We start from the raw sequence: 19,618 nt of genomic DNA, 5'->3' as shown, positions 1-19,618 counted from the left end.
AATGAGTTTTTAACGGACTTTAACTATACTTCCTTTTTTTTCATAGCCCCAGAATGGTTTTTTGGCAAATTATTAAGAATATTGGGGGTTTTGGTATATTCTTCACATTAGAACCAATACCCTACACTGAAGAAAATACTGTCATTTTTTATCTCCGGCGACCACGAGTAATAAATCTGTACCGGGCCCAAGAACGACTCAAACCCGTAACCCACCCCGTAGCCTGAATAATTGGGCTGGGTGAACCAGTCGCCTGTCCTGAACAGGTCATCGTCCACATTGGCAAAGTTGGCCGTGAAAAGGACATGGTTCTTTGGGGCAAAGTTGTAGTCCAACCTGCCATATGCCTTCACAAAACTGTTCCCTGGAATACTGAGGAAATCATATCCGAAAAAAGGCACAAAATTGTTCACAAAATCATTCCCGAAACCTCCCATGACAAAATCAAACGAAGTCACCTCCGAAGTACCCAACTTTACCCCGCCCGAAGCTTCCAAATTTAGACTCAGTCTGTTCACCAAGGGAATCACAGTGCCCAAGCGGCCCTTGGCAACGGAAAATTCCCTGAAATTGTCGTTAAAGTCCGAAGAGAACAGGTAAACGTGGTAATCACTATCGAAAAGGAGACCCTTTGTCGGGAAATATTTATCATCATAGGTGTCCAAAGTAATCTTTCCAAAACCACTGAAATAATTGGAATTCTCAAAAAAGGTCCGTTCCGAAGTGGGCAGTGCCTCAAGGTCCTCTCCCAACTGGCTGAGTGTTCGTGTACTGTACTTCAACAATTTATGTTCGGCGCCAATGGTGAAGGCAAATTCTTCCCGGAGCACGGTCTGCAAATAGATCTGGTTGGTGAGATCGGTCACATCCAGACTGATCCTTCGGATGTTGGGATCAATGGGCGTGTTGAAATTCCCCTGGATCAGCGAAAAATCAACTTCAGAATTGAAATCCGTGAACTTGGAATTCACCCCAAAACTCCAATAGTAGCCTTTATCCAGATAGTACTGCAAGTTGTATCTGATGTTATCGCCAAGGATAAAATCGAAAGAAGCCACATCGTCCTTCATCAAGAAGTTCTTTTTCGTAAGGTTGATGAGTGCCGCACTTTTGTAAAGGTCATCATAGTGGGCGGACATCTTGATGAACATTTTGGTCGGGTTCTCCTTCAATTTTAAGATCAGGTCCGTTCCCAACCCATTGGATATCAGTTCGTACCTGATGGCCCTGAAGTTTCCGGTGGCGGAGAGGTTATTGATTCCCTGTTTCAAATCGTCAAATGCGATTTTCTCGGCCAAGTTGAACCTTAATTTCCCTTTGATGTAGCCTCTCGTGTATTGGTCGTTTCCCTTGATGATCATTCGGTTGATCACCAAGCTGTCCATGCCCTGGATTCGTTTCCTTCGATCTGGGGCGTATTTTTGCGCCTCTGCAACTTTCTTCAGCTCTTCCATTTTGGTCTTTGCCGCTTCCTCACCACTTTTGACGATGTCCTTGCTCCGTCCAAAATCGATCACGGAAAATTCATCAATGGCCGGCCGGATATAGATGTCCGTCTCCTCCGATTTTTTCTTCATGTCGTTCACCGTACGATAGTTGTTGATCTGCAGCAATATCTCCGTGGCCGAGGAGAGGGATTCCCTTGTGGCGAGATCGTGTTGCACATCCACCCCAATGATGATGTCCGCACCCATGTTCCTCACCCTTTCTATGGGATAATTGTTCACCACCCCACCATCGATCAAAATGGCCTCTTCTATTTCCGATGGTTCAAAAAGGGACGGGAAGGTACCACTAGCCACAATGGCCTCGGGAAGATAGCCATGGTCCAACAATACCTGTTCGCCGGTCTCCACGTTGGTGGCCATGCAAAGAAACGGAATGGGCAGTTTATTGAACTCGTGCACATCCTTGACATGGAAAAGCAAGCGCACCAGTTCATTATAAATGTTTTGCCCCCCGGAAATGGCCTGGGGAAAGCTCACCTTAAAATTCGTAAAAGGCAAGGTCAGTGCATATTTCTCCGAATTTTCCTTTTCGTAGAAGGTCTTGGCGCCCCTAGGCACATTGTCCTGGATAAGTTTTGTAAAGTCCGTCACCCTAAAAATGGAGTCCAGCTCTTTGGCCGAATATCCCGATGCATAGAGCGCCCCGACAATGGCCCCCATACTGGTCCCTCCAATATAATCCACTTTCACCCCGGCTTCCTCAATGACCTTCAGTGCACCGATATGGGCCAACCCTTTAGCCCCGCCCCCACTTAGTACAAGTCCTACTTTGGGAGGTGGGTCACCGTTCTGGTCTTGGGCCAATCCAAGAACGCCAAACAAAACAAACACCAATGTGGTCATTATACTTTTACTGTGCATGGTTCACTAATGAAAGGATTTATAAATTTTTTTTGCCTTCGCCATCCCCACGGATTCCGCAAGGCTCTCCACGGAAGCTTCCTTGATGCGCTTTACGGACTTGAAGCTCTTCAACAGTTGCTCCGCCGTTTTCTCCCCAATGCCCTCAATACCTACCAGCTCCGTGCCTATGGCTCCCTTGCTCCGCTTGTTCCTGTGGTGCGTGATGCCAAACCTATGGGCCTCGTTCCGCAATTGCTGGATGATCTTCAATGATTCCGACCTCTTGTCCAGATATAAAGGTACGGGGTCTTCTGGGAAATAGATTTCCTCCAGTCTTTTGGCGATACCGATGATGGCTATCTTCCCACGAAGGTCCAAGGCTTCCAAACTCTTCAGGGCCGACGACAACTGCCCTTTGCCTCCATCGATCACGATCAGTTGGGGCAGGGGCTCATCTTCGTTCAGCAACCTTTTGTATCTTCTGAAAACCACTTCTTCCATACTTGCAAAATCGTCAGGACCCTCCACGGTCTTAATGTTGAAGTGCCTATAGTCCTTCTTGGACGGCTTTCCGTCCTTAAAGACAACACAGGCGGCAACAGGGTTGCTTCCCTGGATGTTGGAGTTGTCAAAACATTCAATATGGGTGGGTTCCACCGAAAGTCGGAGGTCGGCCTTCATCTGGGCCATGATCCTTTTGGTATGCCTGTCCGGATCGGTGATCTTGATCTGTTTCATCTTGTCCTGCCTGTAAAAACGCGCATTGCGCTCCGACAGTTCCAAAATCCTACGCTTATCGCCCAATTTGGGCAGAGTGACCTTTATATCTTCCTCTACTGTGACAGGGAACGGCAGGTAGATTTCCTTCGTACGGGAATGGAATCGTTGCCTTATCTCCGTGATGGCCAATTGGAGGAGTTCCTCATCGGTCTCTTCCAGTTTCTTTTTGATCTCCAAGGTGTGCGACCTAATGATGGCCCCATGCGACAACTGCAAGAAATTCACATAGGCATGGGTCTCATCCGAAATGATGGAAAAGACATCCACATTGTTGATCTTGGGGTTCACCACCGTGGACTTCGCCTGGTAGTTTTCCAGAATGTCTATTTTGTCCTTTACCCGCTGCGCCTTTTCAAATTCCATTTTGTCGGCCAGTTCCATCATCTGCTGCCGGAACGATTGCAGGGAACTTTTCAGATTCCCCTTTATGATCTGCCGGATGTCCTCTATCTGTGCGCTATATTCTTTCTCCTCCTGAAGCCCTTCACATGGGCCCAAACAGTTGCCCAGATGATATTCCAGACACACCTTGTACTTACCAGCATCAATTTTTTCCTCGGAAAGGTCATAGTTGCAGGTCCGGAGGGGGTAAAGGCTCTTCACGAGCTCCAAAAGGGTCCGTACCGTTTTCATGCTGGTGTAGGGGCCATAATATTCCGAACCGTCCTTGATGAGTTTCCGCGTTGGGAAAATCCTTGGGAAACGTTCATTCTTTATGCAGATCCACGGGTAGGATTTGTCATCCTTGAGCAGCACATTGTAGCGTGGCAACAATTTTTTGATCAAGTTGTTCTCCAACAAAAGGGCATCCGACTCCGTGGAGACCACAATATGTTTTATGGTATGGATTTTCTTCACCAATACTCGGGTCTTCCCATATTCCTGTTTCTTGTTGAAATAGGACGACACCCTCTTTTTAAGGTTCTTGGCCTTTCCCACATATAAAATTTTCCCTGCAGCATCATAAAACTGATACACCCCGGGGTTATCGGGCAAGGTACTTATCTGTACATTGATGGATGGTGGGTTGGACATACGGTTTTTGGAAAAATTACCCTATTCGACTTTACAACAAAGTTATATTTTAATTACAGTGTTTTCTGTTAAACTTGATTGTTTGCCCTTTTGCATTGATATCTGCCCGGTTTGGATCCATGGAAGTGGTAACCACATCAATTCCAATTCCTTTCCATTTTGGAAACGCAACTTCAAAACTGGGGTTTTCCTATAAAAAAACTGTGGAAAAACCATAGTTGAAAATCAAAAAATGTTAAACTGTTGCAAAAAATGGTGTATTTCACCGATAAAAAGTGCATTTCGTGGTGGGTTTTAAAATTCTTTTACCTACATTTAACAGTATAAATACAATCCTATGGAAAACTATGTAATCGTTTTGGGAATGTACTTGATCTTGATGCTTTTCTTCAAGATATTCTTCTCCGTTTCAGCAAGTAAGGGAGAATAAGACCAATGTGCCCCCAGAATAACCCCTAAATCTTCAACACTTAGATGTTGAAACATGAACTAAGAAAAAAATACAGAAATCTGAGAGCGGGAATCAGTCCATCACAAGCTTCAGATTTCAGTTTGATTTTAGCAAATCATGTACTCCAAATCCCAATCTGGGATTTTTTTTATTACCATATCTTTTTGAGCATAGAGGAGCAGAACGAAGTGGACACCCTCCCCATCATCACACTGCTACAAGGGAAGGACAAACACGTTGTTGTCCCCAAGGTGAGCGGTGATAGTTCCATGGACAATTATCTATTGACCGATGGGACTGCCTTCAAAAAAAACAAATGGGGCATTCCAGAACCCGTGGACGGCATAGTGGTGCCCGAAGATAAAATAGATGTGGTCTTTATCCCCCTCTTGGCATTTGATGAAATGGGCAACCGAGTGGGCTATGGAAAAGGGTTTTATGACATTTTCTTGGGCAAATGCGGGGAAGACACCCTCAAAATTGGACTATCTTTTTTTGGGGCCGAAGCAGAGCCTATAACCGATGTGGATGAAAATGATGTGAAACTGGATTACTGCATTACCCAAGAAAAGGTCTATGCATTCTGATCGACGACCTCTTCCTTTTTTTCCGCTTGCTTCGGGAAAGCCTTCTTGTTGAAAACAATCAAAATACCCACTCCTGTACTGATGGCCGTATCCGCAATATTGAACACAGGTTCAAAGAACCGGAAACGATTGCCCCCCACTGAAGGGACCCAATCGGGCCATGTAGTATCTATCAAGGGGAAATAGAGCATGTCCACCACTTTGCCATGGAACAGGCTGCCATAAGGATTATCGGAAAAAAGAGTGGCTACTTGTCCATTGCTATGATCAAAGATCAACCCGTAAAAAACTGAGTCGATGATATTGCCCACCGCACCGGCAAAAATCAGTGAAACGGCCAAGATCAAGGTTTTTGGGGATTGCTTTTTCACAATGTCCCAAAGCCAATAGCCAATGCCCAGCACGGCAAAAATCCTAAAAATGGTCAGCACCAGTTTTCCTGCAGGTTCCGAAATGGGCAGAAGGTCGCTCAACTTGGTCCCCCAAGCCGCACCTTCATTCTCTATGAAAAGTATCTTGAACCAACCGAAGACATCATGGGACTCCCCCAAAATAAAACTGGTCTTGATATAGACTTTGCTTATCTGGTCAACGAGCAAAATCAGAACAATGATCAACAGGGATTTCTTTAAACTCATGCTTTTACTAAAGAGGTTGCAAAAATATGGATATTATTTTGTTTTCTTGAGATGGATTTGCCCTTCCACCGTCTTCAGTATAAATTGGTTGTCCCCGAAGGGGATGGTTTCCTGGTCCACCTTCCCGTAGGTACTTTCGGCCAGAATGTGCCCGCTGGGCGCAGAGAGCCATATATCCCCCTTTTGGGTGGCCACCTCAACCGTTTCGGAAACGTTCTCCAAAGTACATATCCCATCGGAAAGGGTGATGTGCAGGTTTTCATACTTGCCAGAAGCATTCACATTGCTGTTCGTTCCAAAAATGGAGACCTCCTTGTATTCTGGCACACTGATCTGCAACGCTATGGAAACCACTTTGTGGGCACTGAGCTTGTCGTTGGGGTTGATGAAAATAGGCTGGAACCCTGCGCTGACCAACACTGTTGTACCTTCTTCCTCAATGGACACCAACAGATCTTTGGCATACTCGCCCTCGATGCTCGCGGATACCTGCACCTCATCGGTCGGCGAAGTGGCAAGGTCTATCCGATAGCAATATTGGGCATCTATCTGGATGGACTCGGTCCTGGGTCCGATGAATGCTTTTTTTACCAATTTTTGTCCGTGTAGGTGTACAAGGAAAAAGAGGGCCGGTAAAAACAACAAGGTCTTCATAAACAAAAAACGCCCTAGGGCGCTTTTATTATTTTTGCATATTCTTCGCCTCGATGCTCAATGTGGCATGTGGGACCAGCTTCAACCGTTCCTTGTTGATGAGCTTTCCGGTAACACGGCAGATACCATAGGTCTTGTTCTCGATACGCATAAGTGCGTTCTTCAGGTCGCGGATAAATTTCTCCTGACGGATGGCCAACTGTGTATTGGCTTCCTTGGACATGGTCTCCGAACCTTCCTCAAAAGCCTTGAAGGTTGGTGACGTATCATCCGTACCGTTGTTACCATCGTTCATATAGGAACTCTTCAAAAGTTCCAGGTGGCTTTTTGCCTTTTCCATTTTTTCCTCGATCAAGGTCCTGAATTCCTCCAGGTCCTTGTCGGAGTATCTTACTTTTAAATCTTCTGCCATGTCTAATGCTTTTGAATAAACAATTTTGTATTCACTTCGTCGAAGGCAATCGCTATACCTTCATCCAATTTTTCCTCAAAGTTGAGCACTGCGGTCAAGGTCTCCGTCTTGATGTATTCCTCATTACTGGAAACCGCATTTTCCACAAGGCCGTCCTTCAATATTTTAATGTCGATCTTGTCGGTCACTTCAAATCCGGAATCCTTTCGGATGTTCTGGATCCTGTTGACCAATTCCCTTGCGATCCCTTCTTTTTTAAGGGCCTCATCGATCGTAACATCCAGTGCCACTGTAAGCGGGCCTGAACTGGCCACCAGCCACCCTTCGATATCCTGGGAGCTGATCTCTACATCGGCTAACTGTAAATTAACGGTTTTATTTTGCAATTGGAGTGTTAATTCTCCTTCTTGTTCCATTTTTTGGATATCCTCTTGGCCCAATTCGTTCACTGCCCCCGCGATGGCCTTCATATCCTTGCCAAATTTCGGGCCCAAAACCTTGAAATTGGGTTTTATCTGCTTTACCAAGATGCCCGATGCATCGTCCAACAATTGGATTTCCTTTACGTTCACCTCGGATTTGATCAACCCGGACACCGCCTCGATGTCCTTTTTCTGTTCTGCGTTCAAGATTGGGATCATGATCTTTTGCAGGGGTTGGCGCACTTTTATCTTTTCCTTCTGACGGATGGAAAGCACCAAAGAGGATATTTTTTGTGCCAACTGCATCTTGCGCTCCAATTTTTCGTTCACCATGGAAGCATCATAAGTTGGGAACCCTGCCAAATGCACACTTTCAAAACCATCCTTGCCAGTGACGGCATCCAGATCTTTGTACAATCGATCCATAAAGAAAGGCGCCACTGGTGCGGAAAGCTTGGCCACGGTCACCAAACAGGTATACAGGGTCTGGTACGCAGAAATCTTGTCCTGTCCATAATCGCCTTTCCAGAACCTTCTCCTGCACAGACGCACATACCAGTTGCTCAGGTTTTCCTGCACAAAATCCGAAATCATCCGTGAAGCCCTGGTCGCTTCATAATCTTCATAGGCCTCATCCACATTTTGGATCAAGGTGTGCAGCTCGGACAAGATCCATTGGTCTATTTCCGGTCTGTCCTTCAAGGGGATATCCGCCTCAGCATAGCTGAACCCATCAATATTGGCATAGAGCGCCATAAAGGAATAGGTGTTGTAGAGCGTTCCGAAGAACTTTCGCTTTACCTCGACCACGCCTTCAATATCAAATTTAAGGTTGTCCCAAGGGTTGGCATTGGAGATCATGTACCAGCGGGTGGCATCGGGTCCGTGCTCTGGCAAGACCTCAAAGGGATCTACTGCATTGCCCAAACGCTTGGACATTTTTTTACCTTCCTTGTCGAGCACCAATCCGTTGGAGACCACATTTTGATAAGCGATGCCATCAAACACCATAGTGGCAATGGCATGGAGGGTATAGAACCATCCGCGGGTCTGGTCCACTCCTTCGGCGATGAAATTGGCCGGAAAGGCAACCCCATCATCGATCAATTCTTTGTTTTCAAAAGGATAGTGCCATTGCGCATAGGGCATGGAACCACTATCGAACCAAACATCGATAAGGTCCGACTCCCTTTTCATGGGCTGGCCACTTGGCGATACCAAGGTGATGCCATCCACAATATTTTTGTGCAGGTCGATCTTGTCGTAATTGTCCTCGCTCATGTCGCCCACCACAAATTCGGCAAACACATCTTTTTCCAGGACCCCCGCTTCAACGGCCTTGGCCATTTCGGCCTTCAGCTCTTCCACAGAACCAATGATCAGTTCTTCCTTCCCATCGTCCGTTCTCCAGATGGGCAATGGAATCCCCCAATACCTGGATCGGGAAAGGTTCCAATCGTTGGCATTGGCCAACCAGTTGCCAAAACGACCTTCGCCGGTTGCCTTTGGCTTCCAGTTGATGGTCTGGTTGAGCTCGAACATCCGATCCTTCACATCGGTCACCTTGATGAACCATGAATTCAGCGGATAGTACAATATGGGTTTATCGGTTCGCCAGCAGTTTGGATAACTGTGGACATATTTTTCCACCTTGAAGGCCTTGTTCTCTTCCTTTAGTTTGATGGCAATCTCGACATCCACCGATTTTTCGGGGGCCTGGCCATCGTCATAATATTCGTTTTTGACATATTTCCCTGCCAATTCGCCCATTTCCGGACGGAACCGTCCCTGTAGGTCCACCAAGGGCACCAAGTTGTCGTTCTCATCTTTTACAAGCATGGGCGGGACCTCTGGCTCGGCCTGTTTGGCCACCAGGGCATCGTCCGCACCAAAGGTGGGAGCCGTGTGCACGATTCCGGTACCATCTTCCGTGGTCACAAAATCCCCAGCAATGACCCTAAAGGCATTTTCGGGGTTGTCGTTGGGCAACACATATGGAAGAAGCTGCTCATAGCGGATTCCGACCAAATCTTTTCCCAAACAGCTCTGGCCTACCCAATATGGGATTTTTTTGCCCCCTTCTTTAAAATTGGACAATTCTTCTGCGGTCTCGACCTTGGCAAACTTTCCCGAAAAATTATAGCTGACCAGATTCTTGGCCAGTATCACTTGAATGGGTTCGAAGGTATATTGGTTGAAGGTTTTCACCAATACGTATTCAATTTTTGGCCCAACGGTCAAGGCGGTGTTGGAAGGAAGAGTCCAAGGGGTGGTCGTCCACGCCAAGAAATGGACATCACCCTCAACATTTTTCAGAAAATCGGGAAGCGATTCTTTTTTGGCTTTGAACTGTGCCGTTACCGTGGTATCCGTCACATCTTGATAGGTGCCTGGTTGGTTTAGCTCGTGCGAGCTCAACCCTGTGCCCGCCTTAGGCGAGTATGGCTGTATGGTGTATCCTTTATATAGAAGTCCTTTATCGTAGATCTGCTTCAGCAACCACCAAACGGATTCCATGTACTTGGGCTTGTAGGTGATGTACGGATCATCCATATCCACCCAGTAGCCAATTTTTTCGGTCATTTCGTTCCAAACATCCGTGTAGCGCATCACCGCTTTTTTACAAGCGGCATTGTACTCCTCTACCGATATTTTCTTGCCGATATCTTCCTTGGTGATGCCGAGTTCCTTCTCCACACCTATCTCTATCGGTAGTCCATGGGTGTCCCAACCGGCCTTTCGCTTCACCTGAAAGCCCTTCATGGTCTTGTATCTTGGGAAAATATCCTTGATGGTCCGGGCCATCACGTGGTGGATACCGGGCATGCCATTTGCAGATGGGGGACCTTCATAGAAGACGTAGCTTTCCTTGCCCTCCCTAGTGGAAATACTCTTTTCAAAAATCTGTTTATCCTTCCAAAAGTCCAGAACTTCTTCCGATACTTTGGGCAAATCCAACCCCTTATACTCCGCAAACTTCATAAACTGCTACTTCTTCTAGAATTCAAGTTTGCAAAATTATAAATTTAGATGGAATTATGCCCTAACCATTGCCTATTAGAATTTCCTTAATCTCCTTAATGTAAATATGATATGGGGACAATCCTTATTTCAGGTAATTTTTTGTTATCTTGATTTTTCAATAACACTAATCCAATATTGAAATGAAAAAAGTTTATATCGCCCTAATGGCGCTGTCATTGTCCGTGTCCGTACTCACCTCCTGCAAGGATGCCAACGATAAGGCAAAAGAAGCTTCCGAGGAGGCAAGCGAAGCCTTGGAAGAAGCCGGCAAGGACCTGAAAGAGGCCGCCAACGATGCCATAGACACGGCAAAAGAAGTGGGCGAGGATGCCAAGGAAATAGGCGAAAAAGCACTGGACAGTCTTGAAAAAGCCGGCAAAGAGGTGAAAGAGGCCACTAAAAAGGCCCTTGATAGCTTGTAGGGGCCATTAGTATCAAACGAAGACTGTCTAAAAAAGTGTCATTCTGAATGAAATGAAGAATCTTTTAAGATTCAACTATCTGATAGAGATTTTTCGCTTGTCCCTTCGATTGCGCTCAGGGTGACAGCTCAAAAAGACAATTTAATCACTTTTTAAAACAGCCTTATTATCTTTTAAAACACATAACCCACTCCCAAAATTAGATTGGTCCCGGGTGCCACTATACCCGACGAATAGGTCCTGTAGCGCTGGTTGGTCATGTTTTCCAAGGCCATGGTGGCCTTGAGCGCATTGGAAATCTGGTATTGCGACCTCAAATTCAAGGTGTACCACGATGGGGAATACGGGTTTCCGTTGCGGTCACTGGCATACATATAATCCTTGCTGCGTTCCGATAGCGTGAGCTCATCGTTGCTGATTTCCCCATTGTAATTCACGAACACATCCGCCTTTAGTTTTTGGCTCTGCCAGATCAGGTGCACGTCACCAAACGTAGGGGCGGCATGTCGGGCAGAAGTATCCGTCCCGCTGTCATCTTCTTCCGTGCCTTCCGTAAGGGTGAGGTTGGACAACAGCGACCAATGTTCATCAAAGTAGGCTTCCAACCCAAACTCAAAGCCATACACATAGGCCTTGGCCGCATTTTGGATGGCTTGCACATTACTCTGTTCACCATTGTATTCAATCTCGCGTTGCCCATTGAAGGTAAAGTCCCTTCGGACCAAAGCATCCACTAAATAGGTGTAGTACGCAGCCGCTTTGAACACTACAACATCCCCAAAATTCTTCTTGATGCCCAGTTCCCCGTTATAGGCATATTCGGGTTCCAGGTCTGGGTTGGGCACCACCACGGAACCGGGTTCCGAGTCAAAAATCTTCCCGATATCGTCAATATTGGGGGCCCTAAACCCTGTGGAACCGTTCAAAGTGAGCTGGAAATCGGACCATGGGAACCAACTGACCCCCAAACTGCCCGTGAGTGCCCCGGTCACAATATCGGCCTCTTCAAACGGAAAAGGATAAAAGGTGTTTTCAAAACGGGCATCCACCCAAACCTGGCTGTACCGTATTCCCGACAGCACGGTAAGGTTGGGCTTCACTTGATATTCACCATTGATATATCCGGCAAAGGTCTGCCATGTGGCCCCGTCGGGATATCGGGAGGCGGTCAGTTCGCTCTCATCCGTCACAATATCTTTCACACTCCCTTCCGAATGGACCTTGTTGAAAATATATTCTGCTCCATAAAAAAGATTCAGGTTGCCCATTTTCTTGTTCTCAAAATCCAAATTCACGGAAATGGCGTCCACTTTTTCCCTTGTGGAATACAGCTCCACATCTTCAAATCCACGATCATGGCGGCTCTCTTCAAAAAATTGATAGGCCGTGGTCAACTTGACCCCGTCATAAAACTTGTTCTTTCCCTTTTGCGTGACCTGAAAGTTCCCCATGAACCATTTTTGGGGACCGTAGTACCATTCTGCGGAGCGAAGTCCCAAACCATCGCCGGTGGGGCGAATCAACCTATCGTATCTGGAATAGTCAGATGTTTCGGAATAGTACAGCCCCAGATCATAGTTCCACGAAGTGTTGGGCCTGTAGGCGAACTTCTGGAGAAAATTGAACTGATTGTACCCAGAGGTCACTTGCTTTCTGGGATCATCATTTTCCACCAAAACATCGGTGCCGTTCTGCCGCACCACATAATTGTTCCGCAGATAGGAATCGGGGCCTTGCTTTCCCATCTTCAGATCATCAAAATCATTGTAGGTGAAACTGGTGTAGGAGGCCCATTTTCGTTGCCCAAAGTTAACATCCACATGGGCGGTGTTCTCATTGTTTGCCGTGGCGTAGCGATAGTTTGCATGGCCCGAAAAGGCAAGACTGTCGGTATGTGAAAAACGGGGCCTCTCCGTGTAGAAGTTCATGACCCCACCAATGGCATCACTACCATAGATCACGGAACCAGGCCCAAAAGTGATCTCAGTCTTTGCAATGGTAAACGGGTCAATGGATATCACATTTTGGAGGTTGCCACCCCTGAAAATGGCATTGTTCATCCGGACCCCATCTACGGAGAGCAAGAGCCTGTTCGTTGCAAAACCCCGTATCATCGGGCTTCCCCCGCCCAATTGGCTTTTTTGCACAAATACCTTCCCGCTGTTCTGCAAAAGATCGGCAGAGGTTTGGGGCGAGGTAAAATAAATGTCCCTTGCGCCCAGCGTCTCCACTTTCTGGGGAATCCGCTTTTTCTGCTGCTCCCATTTGGAGACGGACATGACCACTTCCTGTAACTCTTCGGCCCTTGGGAGAAGGTATACCCGATTGCCCCTTCTGCCCATCTGTGATTTGGTGGCCGTGTAGGTCTCGTAACCGATGTGCCGAAAGGTAATTTTCTCATCCTCGCCAAAAATGCCCAGATCGGCGCTCCCGCGGGCGTTCGTGATGGTCGTCTTGGATTGGTCCTTATTGAAGAGCGCCACATTGTCCACAGGTGTTCCGCTATCCGCATCCAAAACGGTTATCTGTTGGGCATAAAATGTGAGGGAAAGAAATAAAAATATGAGGGTCGGGGCTAATTTTTGGTTCTGCATTTCAGTTGAATACTTCATTTAATACGGCAAGCGATTTTGGCTCTCTGAATCCGTGCACGTGCAACCGAAAATACAAGATCATCGTTTTCAAGAGTTCCCGCCTGTTGGACTTCGTTAGTTGTATCGTCTGAAGTGCATCAAAATCCATGCCCAAAAATTTCTTAAAACTGACAATATTTTCACTCTGTATCAATGGATTAAGTGATGGTGATTCGCAAAATTCCCCTTCTTGAAGGTCAAAGAAAGGAGCTTCCTCTAGGAAAGTGTCCGGGTAGAAGCCCAAATATTTGGTAAGGTTCAATAAAAAGAGGATATGGAAATTGGGCGAAAGGGCGTTTTCATCCAACCATAGCAGGGCATGCTCCAAGTAGTTGAACAGTCCTTGATCCTGCTCTTGTTCATGGATGCTGCTTCCCAACATTTCCGCGAGGAAAAGCACCACACTGTTCTTTAGGATGTCCGTGTGGAGGGTACGGTAAGGTGTCGCCACCTTGACTTCCCGGATGCCTTCCAAAGTGCCCTTGTTCCTATGGCTGGCCACTACTTCCAATTGCATCAAAGGAAGAAAATAGGCAGGCTTCAGTTTCCCCTTTCCCGAGGAAAATACCCCTTTCAGCAAATAGGATTTCAAACCATCGGATTCGGTAAATGCCCTGACAATGAGACTGGTGTCTCCATATTTCAACGAGGAAAGAACGATTGCCTTTGTGGTGATTTGCATGGGCCAAAAAAGAAGCAGTTACCAGAAGTGTAAAAATAAGCACTCCTTCCGGTAACTGCCAACCAAAAACTATTTTCGATCAAAGGGCCTAAATGACCCCTTGGGCCAACATGGCATCTGCAACCTTTACGAAACCGGCAATATTGGCTCCTTTTACATAGTTGCAGTACCCGCCGTCTTCTTTTCCATATTCGATACAGGCATCGTGAATATCGGACATGATCCCTTTCAATCGTTGGTCCACCTCTTCACGCGTCCAACTGATTCTAAGTGAGTTCTGGGACATCTCCAGACCTGAAGTGGCCACACCTCCTGCATTGGAGGCCTTACCCGGTGCAAACAATATCTTGGCATCGTGGAACGCATGGATGGCTTCCGGGGTGGAAGGCATATTGGCTCCTTCGGCCACGGCGATACAGCCGTTTTTGATCAATTGGGCGGCATCGTCACCGTTCAACTCGTTCTGGGTGGCGCAGGGCAATGCAATATCACACGTCACTTTCCATGGGGTCTCCCCTTTGTGGAATTCTGCCGAAGGATACTTGGCAACATAGTCCGAGATTCTTCCCCGGCGATTGTTCTTCAAATCCATCACATAGGCGAGTTTTTCCTCGTTTATTCCGTCCTTGTCGTAGATGTACCCAGCTGAATCTGAAAGGGTCAACACTTTTCCTCCCATCTGAAGGACTTTTTCAGCAGCATATTGCGCCACGTTCCCTGAACCTGATATCACTACTTTCTTGCCTTCAAAAGATTTGCCTTGGGTCTTGAGCATGCTATCGGCAAAGTACACGGTACCATATCCGGTCGCTTCGGGACGGATCAGCGATCCTCCCCATGAAAGTCCCTTACCGGTCAACACGCCCGTAAACTCGTTGCGTATTTTTTTGTACATCCCAAAAAGGAACCCTATCTCGCGGGCACCCACCCCGATGTCTCCTGCGGGAACGTCCGTGTTGGGACCAATGTGTCGGCAAAGCTCTGTCATGAAGGCGTGGCAAAAGCGCATTACCTCATCGTCCGACTTACCTTTGGGGTCAAAATCGGAACCTCCCTTTCCTCCGCCCATGGGCAAAGTGGTAAGACTGTTTTTGAATACTTGTTCAAATGCCAAGAATTTCAGTACGCTGGCATTTACTGTGGGGTGAAATCGGAGTCCTCCTTTGTAGGGGCCTATGGCCGAGTTCATTTGAATGCGGTATCCGCGGTTCACATGGATCTCTCCTTCGTCATCGACCCATGCCACACGGAACGAGATCAATCGTTCTGGCTCGACCATTCTCAGGAGGATGTTCTTTCCATTATAGATGTCGTGCTTGGCAATATAGGGTATTACCGTTTCCGCCACCTCTTGTACCGCTTGTATGAATTCAGGTTCATGGCCGTTCCTGGCCTTGACCTCATCCATAAATGCTTTTATTTTTGCTTCCATAAACGGATTAAGATTAATTGTCCCCTCGACTTAGCTTAGGGTTATTTTTATTGAATTATGAATTTGAGGGCAAAATTATACTATTTCAATATTTCAAATGTCTGTTTTCTGTAAATTTTTCAAAAACATTATGATAAGGCCTGCTCCAAATCGGCTTTCAGATCTTCCACGTCCTCAATGCCCACACTGAGCCTGATCAGCGCATCGACCACCCCGCTTTTCTCCCTCTCTTCCTTGGGGATACTGGCATGGGTCATACTGGCAGGGTGTCCCGCCAAACTTTCCACTCCTCCCAGCGATTCAGCAAGGGTAAATAGGTTCAGTTTTTCCACAATTTTTATGGCATCGTCATAATTCCCTTTGGGCACAAAGGATATCATTCCTCCAAAACCCTTCATCTGCGCCTTGGCCACCTTGTGGTTGGGATGCGTCTCGAAACCAGGCCAATAGACCTTTTCAATCTTCGGATGGGCTTGTAGATATTTGGCGATGGCCTCCCCGTTTTCACAATGCCGTTGCATGCGCACATGCAATGTCTTTATGCCCCGAAGGGTCAAAAAACTGTCCATGGGGCCGCACACGGCTCCACTGGCATTCTGGATAAAATACAGCCGATCGGCAAGCGATTTGTCCTTGACCACCAATCCACCGACCACCACATCACTGTGGCCGCCCAGGTATTTTGTGGCCGAATGCATCACAATATCGGCCCCAAGATCCAACGGTTGTTGCAGATAGGGGGTGGCAAACGTATTATCGACCGCCAACAGAAGGCCATGCTTTTGGGTAAGCGCGGAAACTGCCTTGATGTCGATAATGTTCATCATGGGATTGGTAGGAGTTTCCACCCAGACCATTTTGGTGTTCGGGTTGATGTACGACTCTATTGCTTCCATATTGTCCATCCCTACAAAGTGGAAACGAATCCCATACTTTTCAAACACTTTTTTGAAAAGTCGGTAGCTGCCCCCATACAAATCGCTTGTGGAAATGACCTCGTCCCCGGGGCCCAATAGCTTGAGAACAGCATCGATGGCGGCCAATCCGCTGGCAAATGCCAGTCCATGGCTCCCATTCTCTATGCTGGCCAAGGCTTGTTCCAAGGCGGTTCTGGTCGGGTTGGCACTTCTGGAGTACTCATATCCCTTGTGCCCCCCTGGAGTGGTCTGGGCATAGGTGGAGGTTTGGTATATGGGAGGCATCACGGCACCGTAGGCCTTATCGGGATGTTGTCCTCCGTGGATGGTCTTACTGTTGAACTTTAGGTCTTTTTTCATCCTCTTCCAATCTACATACAAATGTATCGCTATCTTTCGGAGTAATCAATGAAGTCTTATTTTTGAAGACCCAAAAACCCCTTTTATGAAAAAAATCCTTGCCCCTGTCTTATTCCTATGGTTCATTGTGGGCTGTGAGAGCGAATCGCAATTGACCTTTGAGCCATTGTTGCTCAATGGTGAAACTTGTGCCACCTGCCCCAACGTGGAGATCAATGTGCCCAAAGCAATCGATGGGTCATCGGTGGCAACGGCCATCAACCGGTCATTGAATGAAGAGATCATCAGTCTTCTTTCCTTTAGTGAGGGACAGGGCGATATCGATACCGCCGAAAAGGCCATCGCCTCGTTTACCAACAGCTATAAGGAACTGAAGTCCAAATTTCCCGATGAATTGCCCTGGGAAGCAAAAATAACTGGGGACGTGGTGTATGAGGACGCCAATATGGTGACCGTTTCGGTCAATTCCTATTCCTTTACCGGTGGGGCCCATGGCTATGCTTCCACTTCCTTTTTGAACTTTGACAAGAAAAGAGGGGTGGAACTGGACACGCCTGACCTTTTTGATGATATGGGAAGATTTGAAGAATTTGCGGAGGCGCAATTCCGTGCCCAAGAAAAGGTGCCGGAAGGCCAAAACATCAATGCGACGGGCTTTATGTTTGAAGGGGACACTTTTCATCTGCCCTATAATGTAGGCTATACCCCGGATGGCATCCAGCTCATCTACAACCAATACGAAGTGGCTTCGTATGCCGACGGACCCATTGTACTGACCCTCCCCTATGCAGAGGCCAACAAATACCTCAAACTGAAAGTAGAACCCTAACGGTCCAACTCAAGGGCCTTTTTCAATGCCCCGATGGCACCTAGGTGGAGCCCTTCATGGAACACATTGAACGCGATGGCATCCTCAGCGCTGGCCAAGCCGATCTTAGGGGTCGTCATGTATTCTTTGAAGGTCTTGAACTTTCCGTGTGAATAGTCCAATTGGATCAGCTTTACGGTACTGAAAAGGTAGGCCGATATCTTTTCCATCTCTTGTTTGGAGGGCTCCCCCTCAGGAAAGGTCCCTTTACGGTACTTGTCGATCAATTCCTTTTCAATGGTAAAGTCCAGTCCGCTAAGTCCATAGAGCAACAATTGCGGTGTTACCACCACATGGGCTATGTTCCACCAAATATTGTTGTTGAATCCCTTTGGGATCCTGAAAAGATCCTCTTTTGGGGTGTTCTGCAAATGATCGTGCAGGATTTTTCTGTTCTTCAGCACTATATCAAACAACTTTTCCATAACCGTATATTCAAAGACAACCTATTTTCTGAAGTAAAACTAGTTTTAAAATATGAGACGGATCTATGAAAAATACATAAAATCGCTCCTTCTTTACAATTGGAACAACCTTTCAAAAAGCTGTTGAATTTACAGTTTCTTCATGTGTTTTGATTGATTTTTGCCTTCCTTTGCCAACACAGCACCATTTATCATGAAAAAAATTTACCATTTGGGCACCTGCTCCACTTGCCAGCGGATCTTAAAAGAATTGGCTCCATTGGACGGGGTCCAACTGCAAGAGATCAAATCGGAGCCCATTACCCCGGCACAATTGGAAGAAATGGCTTCCCTTTCCGGCGATTATGAGTCCCTTTTCAGCAAAAGGGCTATGCTGTTCCGCCAAAGGGGACTGCACGAAAAGGAACTCTCGGAGAGTGATTATAAAAATTTGATCCTGGAACAGTACACCTTCTTAAAAAGACCTGTGATCCTTGTGGATGGACAAGTGTTTGTCGGAAACTCCAAAAAAGTGGTCCAGGCCGCAAAAGAGGCCCTGCACAAATGAGCAAAAGAAGCTTGGCCATCCTGGCCGCCTTTTGCGCCGCTACTATTTACGGCATCAACCATACCGTTGCAAAAGGCGTCATGCCCACCTATGTGAAACCTTTTGGATTCATTATGTTGCGTGTTTCGGGGGCCGCCCTGCTTTTTTGGATCATATCCATATTCGGTCCCAAGGAAAAAATCGAGAAGAAGGATTGGTTGCGGATTTTGGTCTGTTCCATTTTGGGCATGGTCATCAACATGCTCTCCTTTTTTAAGGGACTGCAACTTTCCACTCCCATCAACAGTGCGGTCCTGGCCACCGTGACCCCCATCTTTGTGGTGATCATGTCCGCTTTTTTGTTGAGCGAACGGATTACCCTGAACAAGGGTCTTGGTGTTTTTTTGGGCTTCGCTGGGGCCATCGGGCTTATCTTTTTTGGAGCTGAAATCCGCCAAGACGCACCCAACATTCCTCTGGGCAATTTTTTATTTGTGCTGAACGCCACATCGTACGGCGCATACCTTATTGTGGTCAAAACCCTGATCGAGAAATACCACCCATTCACGCTGATGAAATGGCTTTTCACCGCCGCGGTTATCATCAACCTGCCCATCACCTTGCCCGAGGTTCTGGAGATTGAGTGGTCCACCATGCCGCTTTGGGCCTATGCCTCGGTCGCATTTGTGGTCATTGGCACCACCTTTCTGACCTATTTGTTCAATGTGTTTGCCCTCACGGAGCTCAAGGCTTCCACGGTTGGGGCCTTTGTGTATATGCAGCCCTTGGTGGGGATTGTCTATGCCCTTATCACAGGGAAGGACCATCTTACCTTGGTGAAGATTGTGGCCGCTTCCTTGGTTTTGGTGGGTGTTTATCTGGCCAGTAAGCGGGCGAAAGCTGCTTCATAATCGCCAATGATCTATACAAAACCCTCATCCGTCAATTGAAACCGGGCATCCGTCAATCCATCGCCCCAAATACAGATTGCCCTTCTAT

The 19,618-nt window shown here is 47.0% G+C and carries 16 protein-coding genes; 5 read left to right on the top strand and 11 right to left on the bottom strand.

The annotated features are described in order from the left end of the window. Positions 1 to 107: 107 nt before the first annotated feature. Both DB398_RS00765 and uvrC read right to left on the bottom strand, forming a co-directional pair. Positions 108 to 2,369, bottom strand: coding sequence for a patatin-like phospholipase family protein (locus DB398_RS00765; protein WP_108422493.1), 2,262 nt, complete (start codon positions 2,367 to 2,369; stop codon positions 108 to 110). A 6-nt stretch (positions 2,370 to 2,375) separates the two neighbouring features. Then, complete coding sequence (gene uvrC / locus DB398_RS00760; RefSeq protein WP_108422492.1) at positions 2,376 to 4,166, bottom strand: excinuclease ABC subunit UvrC; 1,791 nt, start codon at positions 4,164 to 4,166, stop codon at positions 2,376 to 2,378. Positions 4,167 to 4,640: 474 nt separating this feature from the next. On the opposite strand from uvrC, the gene DB398_RS00755 reads away from it, so the two are divergent. Then, on the top strand, positions 4,641 to 5,204 hold the full coding sequence (locus DB398_RS00755) for a 5-formyltetrahydrofolate cyclo-ligase (protein ID WP_108422491.1): 564 nt from the start codon (positions 4,641 to 4,643) through the stop codon (positions 5,202 to 5,204). Here DB398_RS00755 and DB398_RS00750 read toward each other — a convergent pair. From DB398_RS00750 to ileS, 4 genes are read right to left on the bottom strand one after another with little or no spacing between them, the layout of a single operon-like run. Beyond that, positions 5,192 to 5,842, bottom strand: a complete 651-nt coding sequence (locus DB398_RS00750) for a lipoprotein signal peptidase (protein WP_108422490.1) — start codon at positions 5,840 to 5,842, stop codon at positions 5,192 to 5,194. The two genes, DB398_RS00755 and DB398_RS00750, sit on opposite strands and share 13 nt — an antisense overlap. A gap of 33 nt (positions 5,843 to 5,875) precedes the next feature. After that, entirely contained in the window at positions 5,876 to 6,496 is a 621-nt protein-coding gene (locus tag DB398_RS00745; protein ID WP_108422489.1) for a hypothetical protein, read from the bottom strand. Positions 6,497 to 6,524: 28 nt separating this feature from the next. Next, positions 6,525 to 6,908, bottom strand: coding sequence for a TraR/DksA family transcriptional regulator (locus DB398_RS00740; protein ID WP_108422488.1), 384 nt, complete (start codon positions 6,906 to 6,908; stop codon positions 6,525 to 6,527). A 2-nt stretch (positions 6,909 to 6,910) separates the two neighbouring features. Further along, the gene (gene ileS, locus DB398_RS00735) at positions 6,911 to 10,312 is read right to left on the bottom strand and encodes an isoleucine--tRNA ligase (RefSeq protein WP_108422487.1); all 3,402 of its coding nucleotides are present in this window, start codon (positions 10,310 to 10,312) and stop codon (positions 6,911 to 6,913) included. 182 nt (positions 10,313 to 10,494) lie between these two features. Here ileS and DB398_RS00730 point away from each other — a divergent pair, with 182 nt between their 5' ends. Next, positions 10,495 to 10,776 carry a hypothetical protein gene (locus DB398_RS00730; RefSeq protein ID WP_108422486.1) on the top strand — a complete coding sequence of 94 codons (282 nt, stop codon included), beginning with the start codon at positions 10,495 to 10,497 and terminating at the stop codon, positions 10,774 to 10,776. A gap of 173 nt (positions 10,777 to 10,949) precedes the next feature. Here the strand turns inward: DB398_RS00730 and DB398_RS00725 are convergent, their stop codons facing one another. From DB398_RS00725 to DB398_RS00710, 4 genes are all read right to left on the bottom strand, one after another. Continuing rightward, positions 10,950 to 13,388, bottom strand: a complete 2,439-nt coding sequence (locus tag DB398_RS00725) for a TonB-dependent receptor (RefSeq protein ID WP_199913336.1) — start codon at positions 13,386 to 13,388, stop codon at positions 10,950 to 10,952. Continuing rightward, positions 13,372 to 14,091: a DNA repair protein RecO gene (gene recO, locus DB398_RS00720; protein ID WP_108422484.1), complete on the bottom strand. Its 720-nt coding sequence runs from the start codon at positions 14,089 to 14,091 to the stop codon at positions 13,372 to 13,374. Before recO ends, DB398_RS00725 begins: the two co-directional genes overlap by 17 nt. A gap of 88 nt (positions 14,092 to 14,179) precedes the next feature. Continuing rightward, the gene (gdhA, locus tag DB398_RS00715; RefSeq protein ID WP_108422483.1) at positions 14,180 to 15,523 is read right to left on the bottom strand and encodes an NADP-specific glutamate dehydrogenase; all 1,344 of its coding nucleotides are present in this window, start codon (positions 15,521 to 15,523) and stop codon (positions 14,180 to 14,182) included. 128 nt (positions 15,524 to 15,651) lie between these two features. After that, complete coding sequence (locus tag DB398_RS00710) at positions 15,652 to 16,800, bottom strand: cystathionine gamma-synthase (protein WP_108422482.1); 1,149 nt, start codon at positions 16,798 to 16,800, stop codon at positions 15,652 to 15,654. An 85-nt stretch (positions 16,801 to 16,885) separates the two neighbouring features. On the opposite strand from DB398_RS00710, the gene DB398_RS00705 reads away from it, so the two are divergent. Further along, positions 16,886 to 17,629, top strand: coding sequence for a DUF3298 and DUF4163 domain-containing protein (locus tag DB398_RS00705; RefSeq protein WP_108422481.1), 744 nt, complete (start codon positions 16,886 to 16,888; stop codon positions 17,627 to 17,629). Here DB398_RS00705 and DB398_RS00700 read toward each other — a convergent pair. Beyond that, positions 17,626 to 18,093, bottom strand: coding sequence for a DinB family protein (locus tag DB398_RS00700; protein ID WP_108422480.1), 468 nt, complete (start codon positions 18,091 to 18,093; stop codon positions 17,626 to 17,628). The genes DB398_RS00705 and DB398_RS00700 overlap by 4 nt on opposite strands. A 193-nt stretch (positions 18,094 to 18,286) precedes the next feature. On the opposite strand from DB398_RS00700, the gene DB398_RS00695 reads away from it, so the two are divergent. Together DB398_RS00695 and DB398_RS00690 are read left to right on the top strand one after the other, a co-directional pair. Continuing rightward, positions 18,287 to 18,640 (top strand): arsenate reductase family protein, encoded by a 354-nt coding sequence (locus DB398_RS00695; RefSeq protein WP_108422810.1) that lies wholly within the window; start codon positions 18,287 to 18,289, stop codon positions 18,638 to 18,640. Continuing rightward, positions 18,637 to 19,530 carry a DMT family transporter gene (locus tag DB398_RS00690; protein WP_108422479.1) on the top strand — a complete coding sequence of 298 codons (894 nt, stop codon included), beginning with the start codon at positions 18,637 to 18,639 and terminating at the stop codon, positions 19,528 to 19,530. The genes DB398_RS00695 and DB398_RS00690 overlap by 4 nt, the downstream gene beginning before the upstream one ends. The last annotated feature ends 88 nt before the right edge of the window (positions 19,531 to 19,618 follow it).

The organism is Flagellimonas amoyensis (genome assembly GCF_003058265.1).
Lineage (GTDB): Bacteria > Bacteroidota > Bacteroidia > Flavobacteriales > Flavobacteriaceae > Flagellimonas > Flagellimonas amoyensis.
The sequence above is the reverse complement of the archived record's forward strand: the minus strand, read 5'-3'. Positions and strand labels throughout refer to the sequence as shown.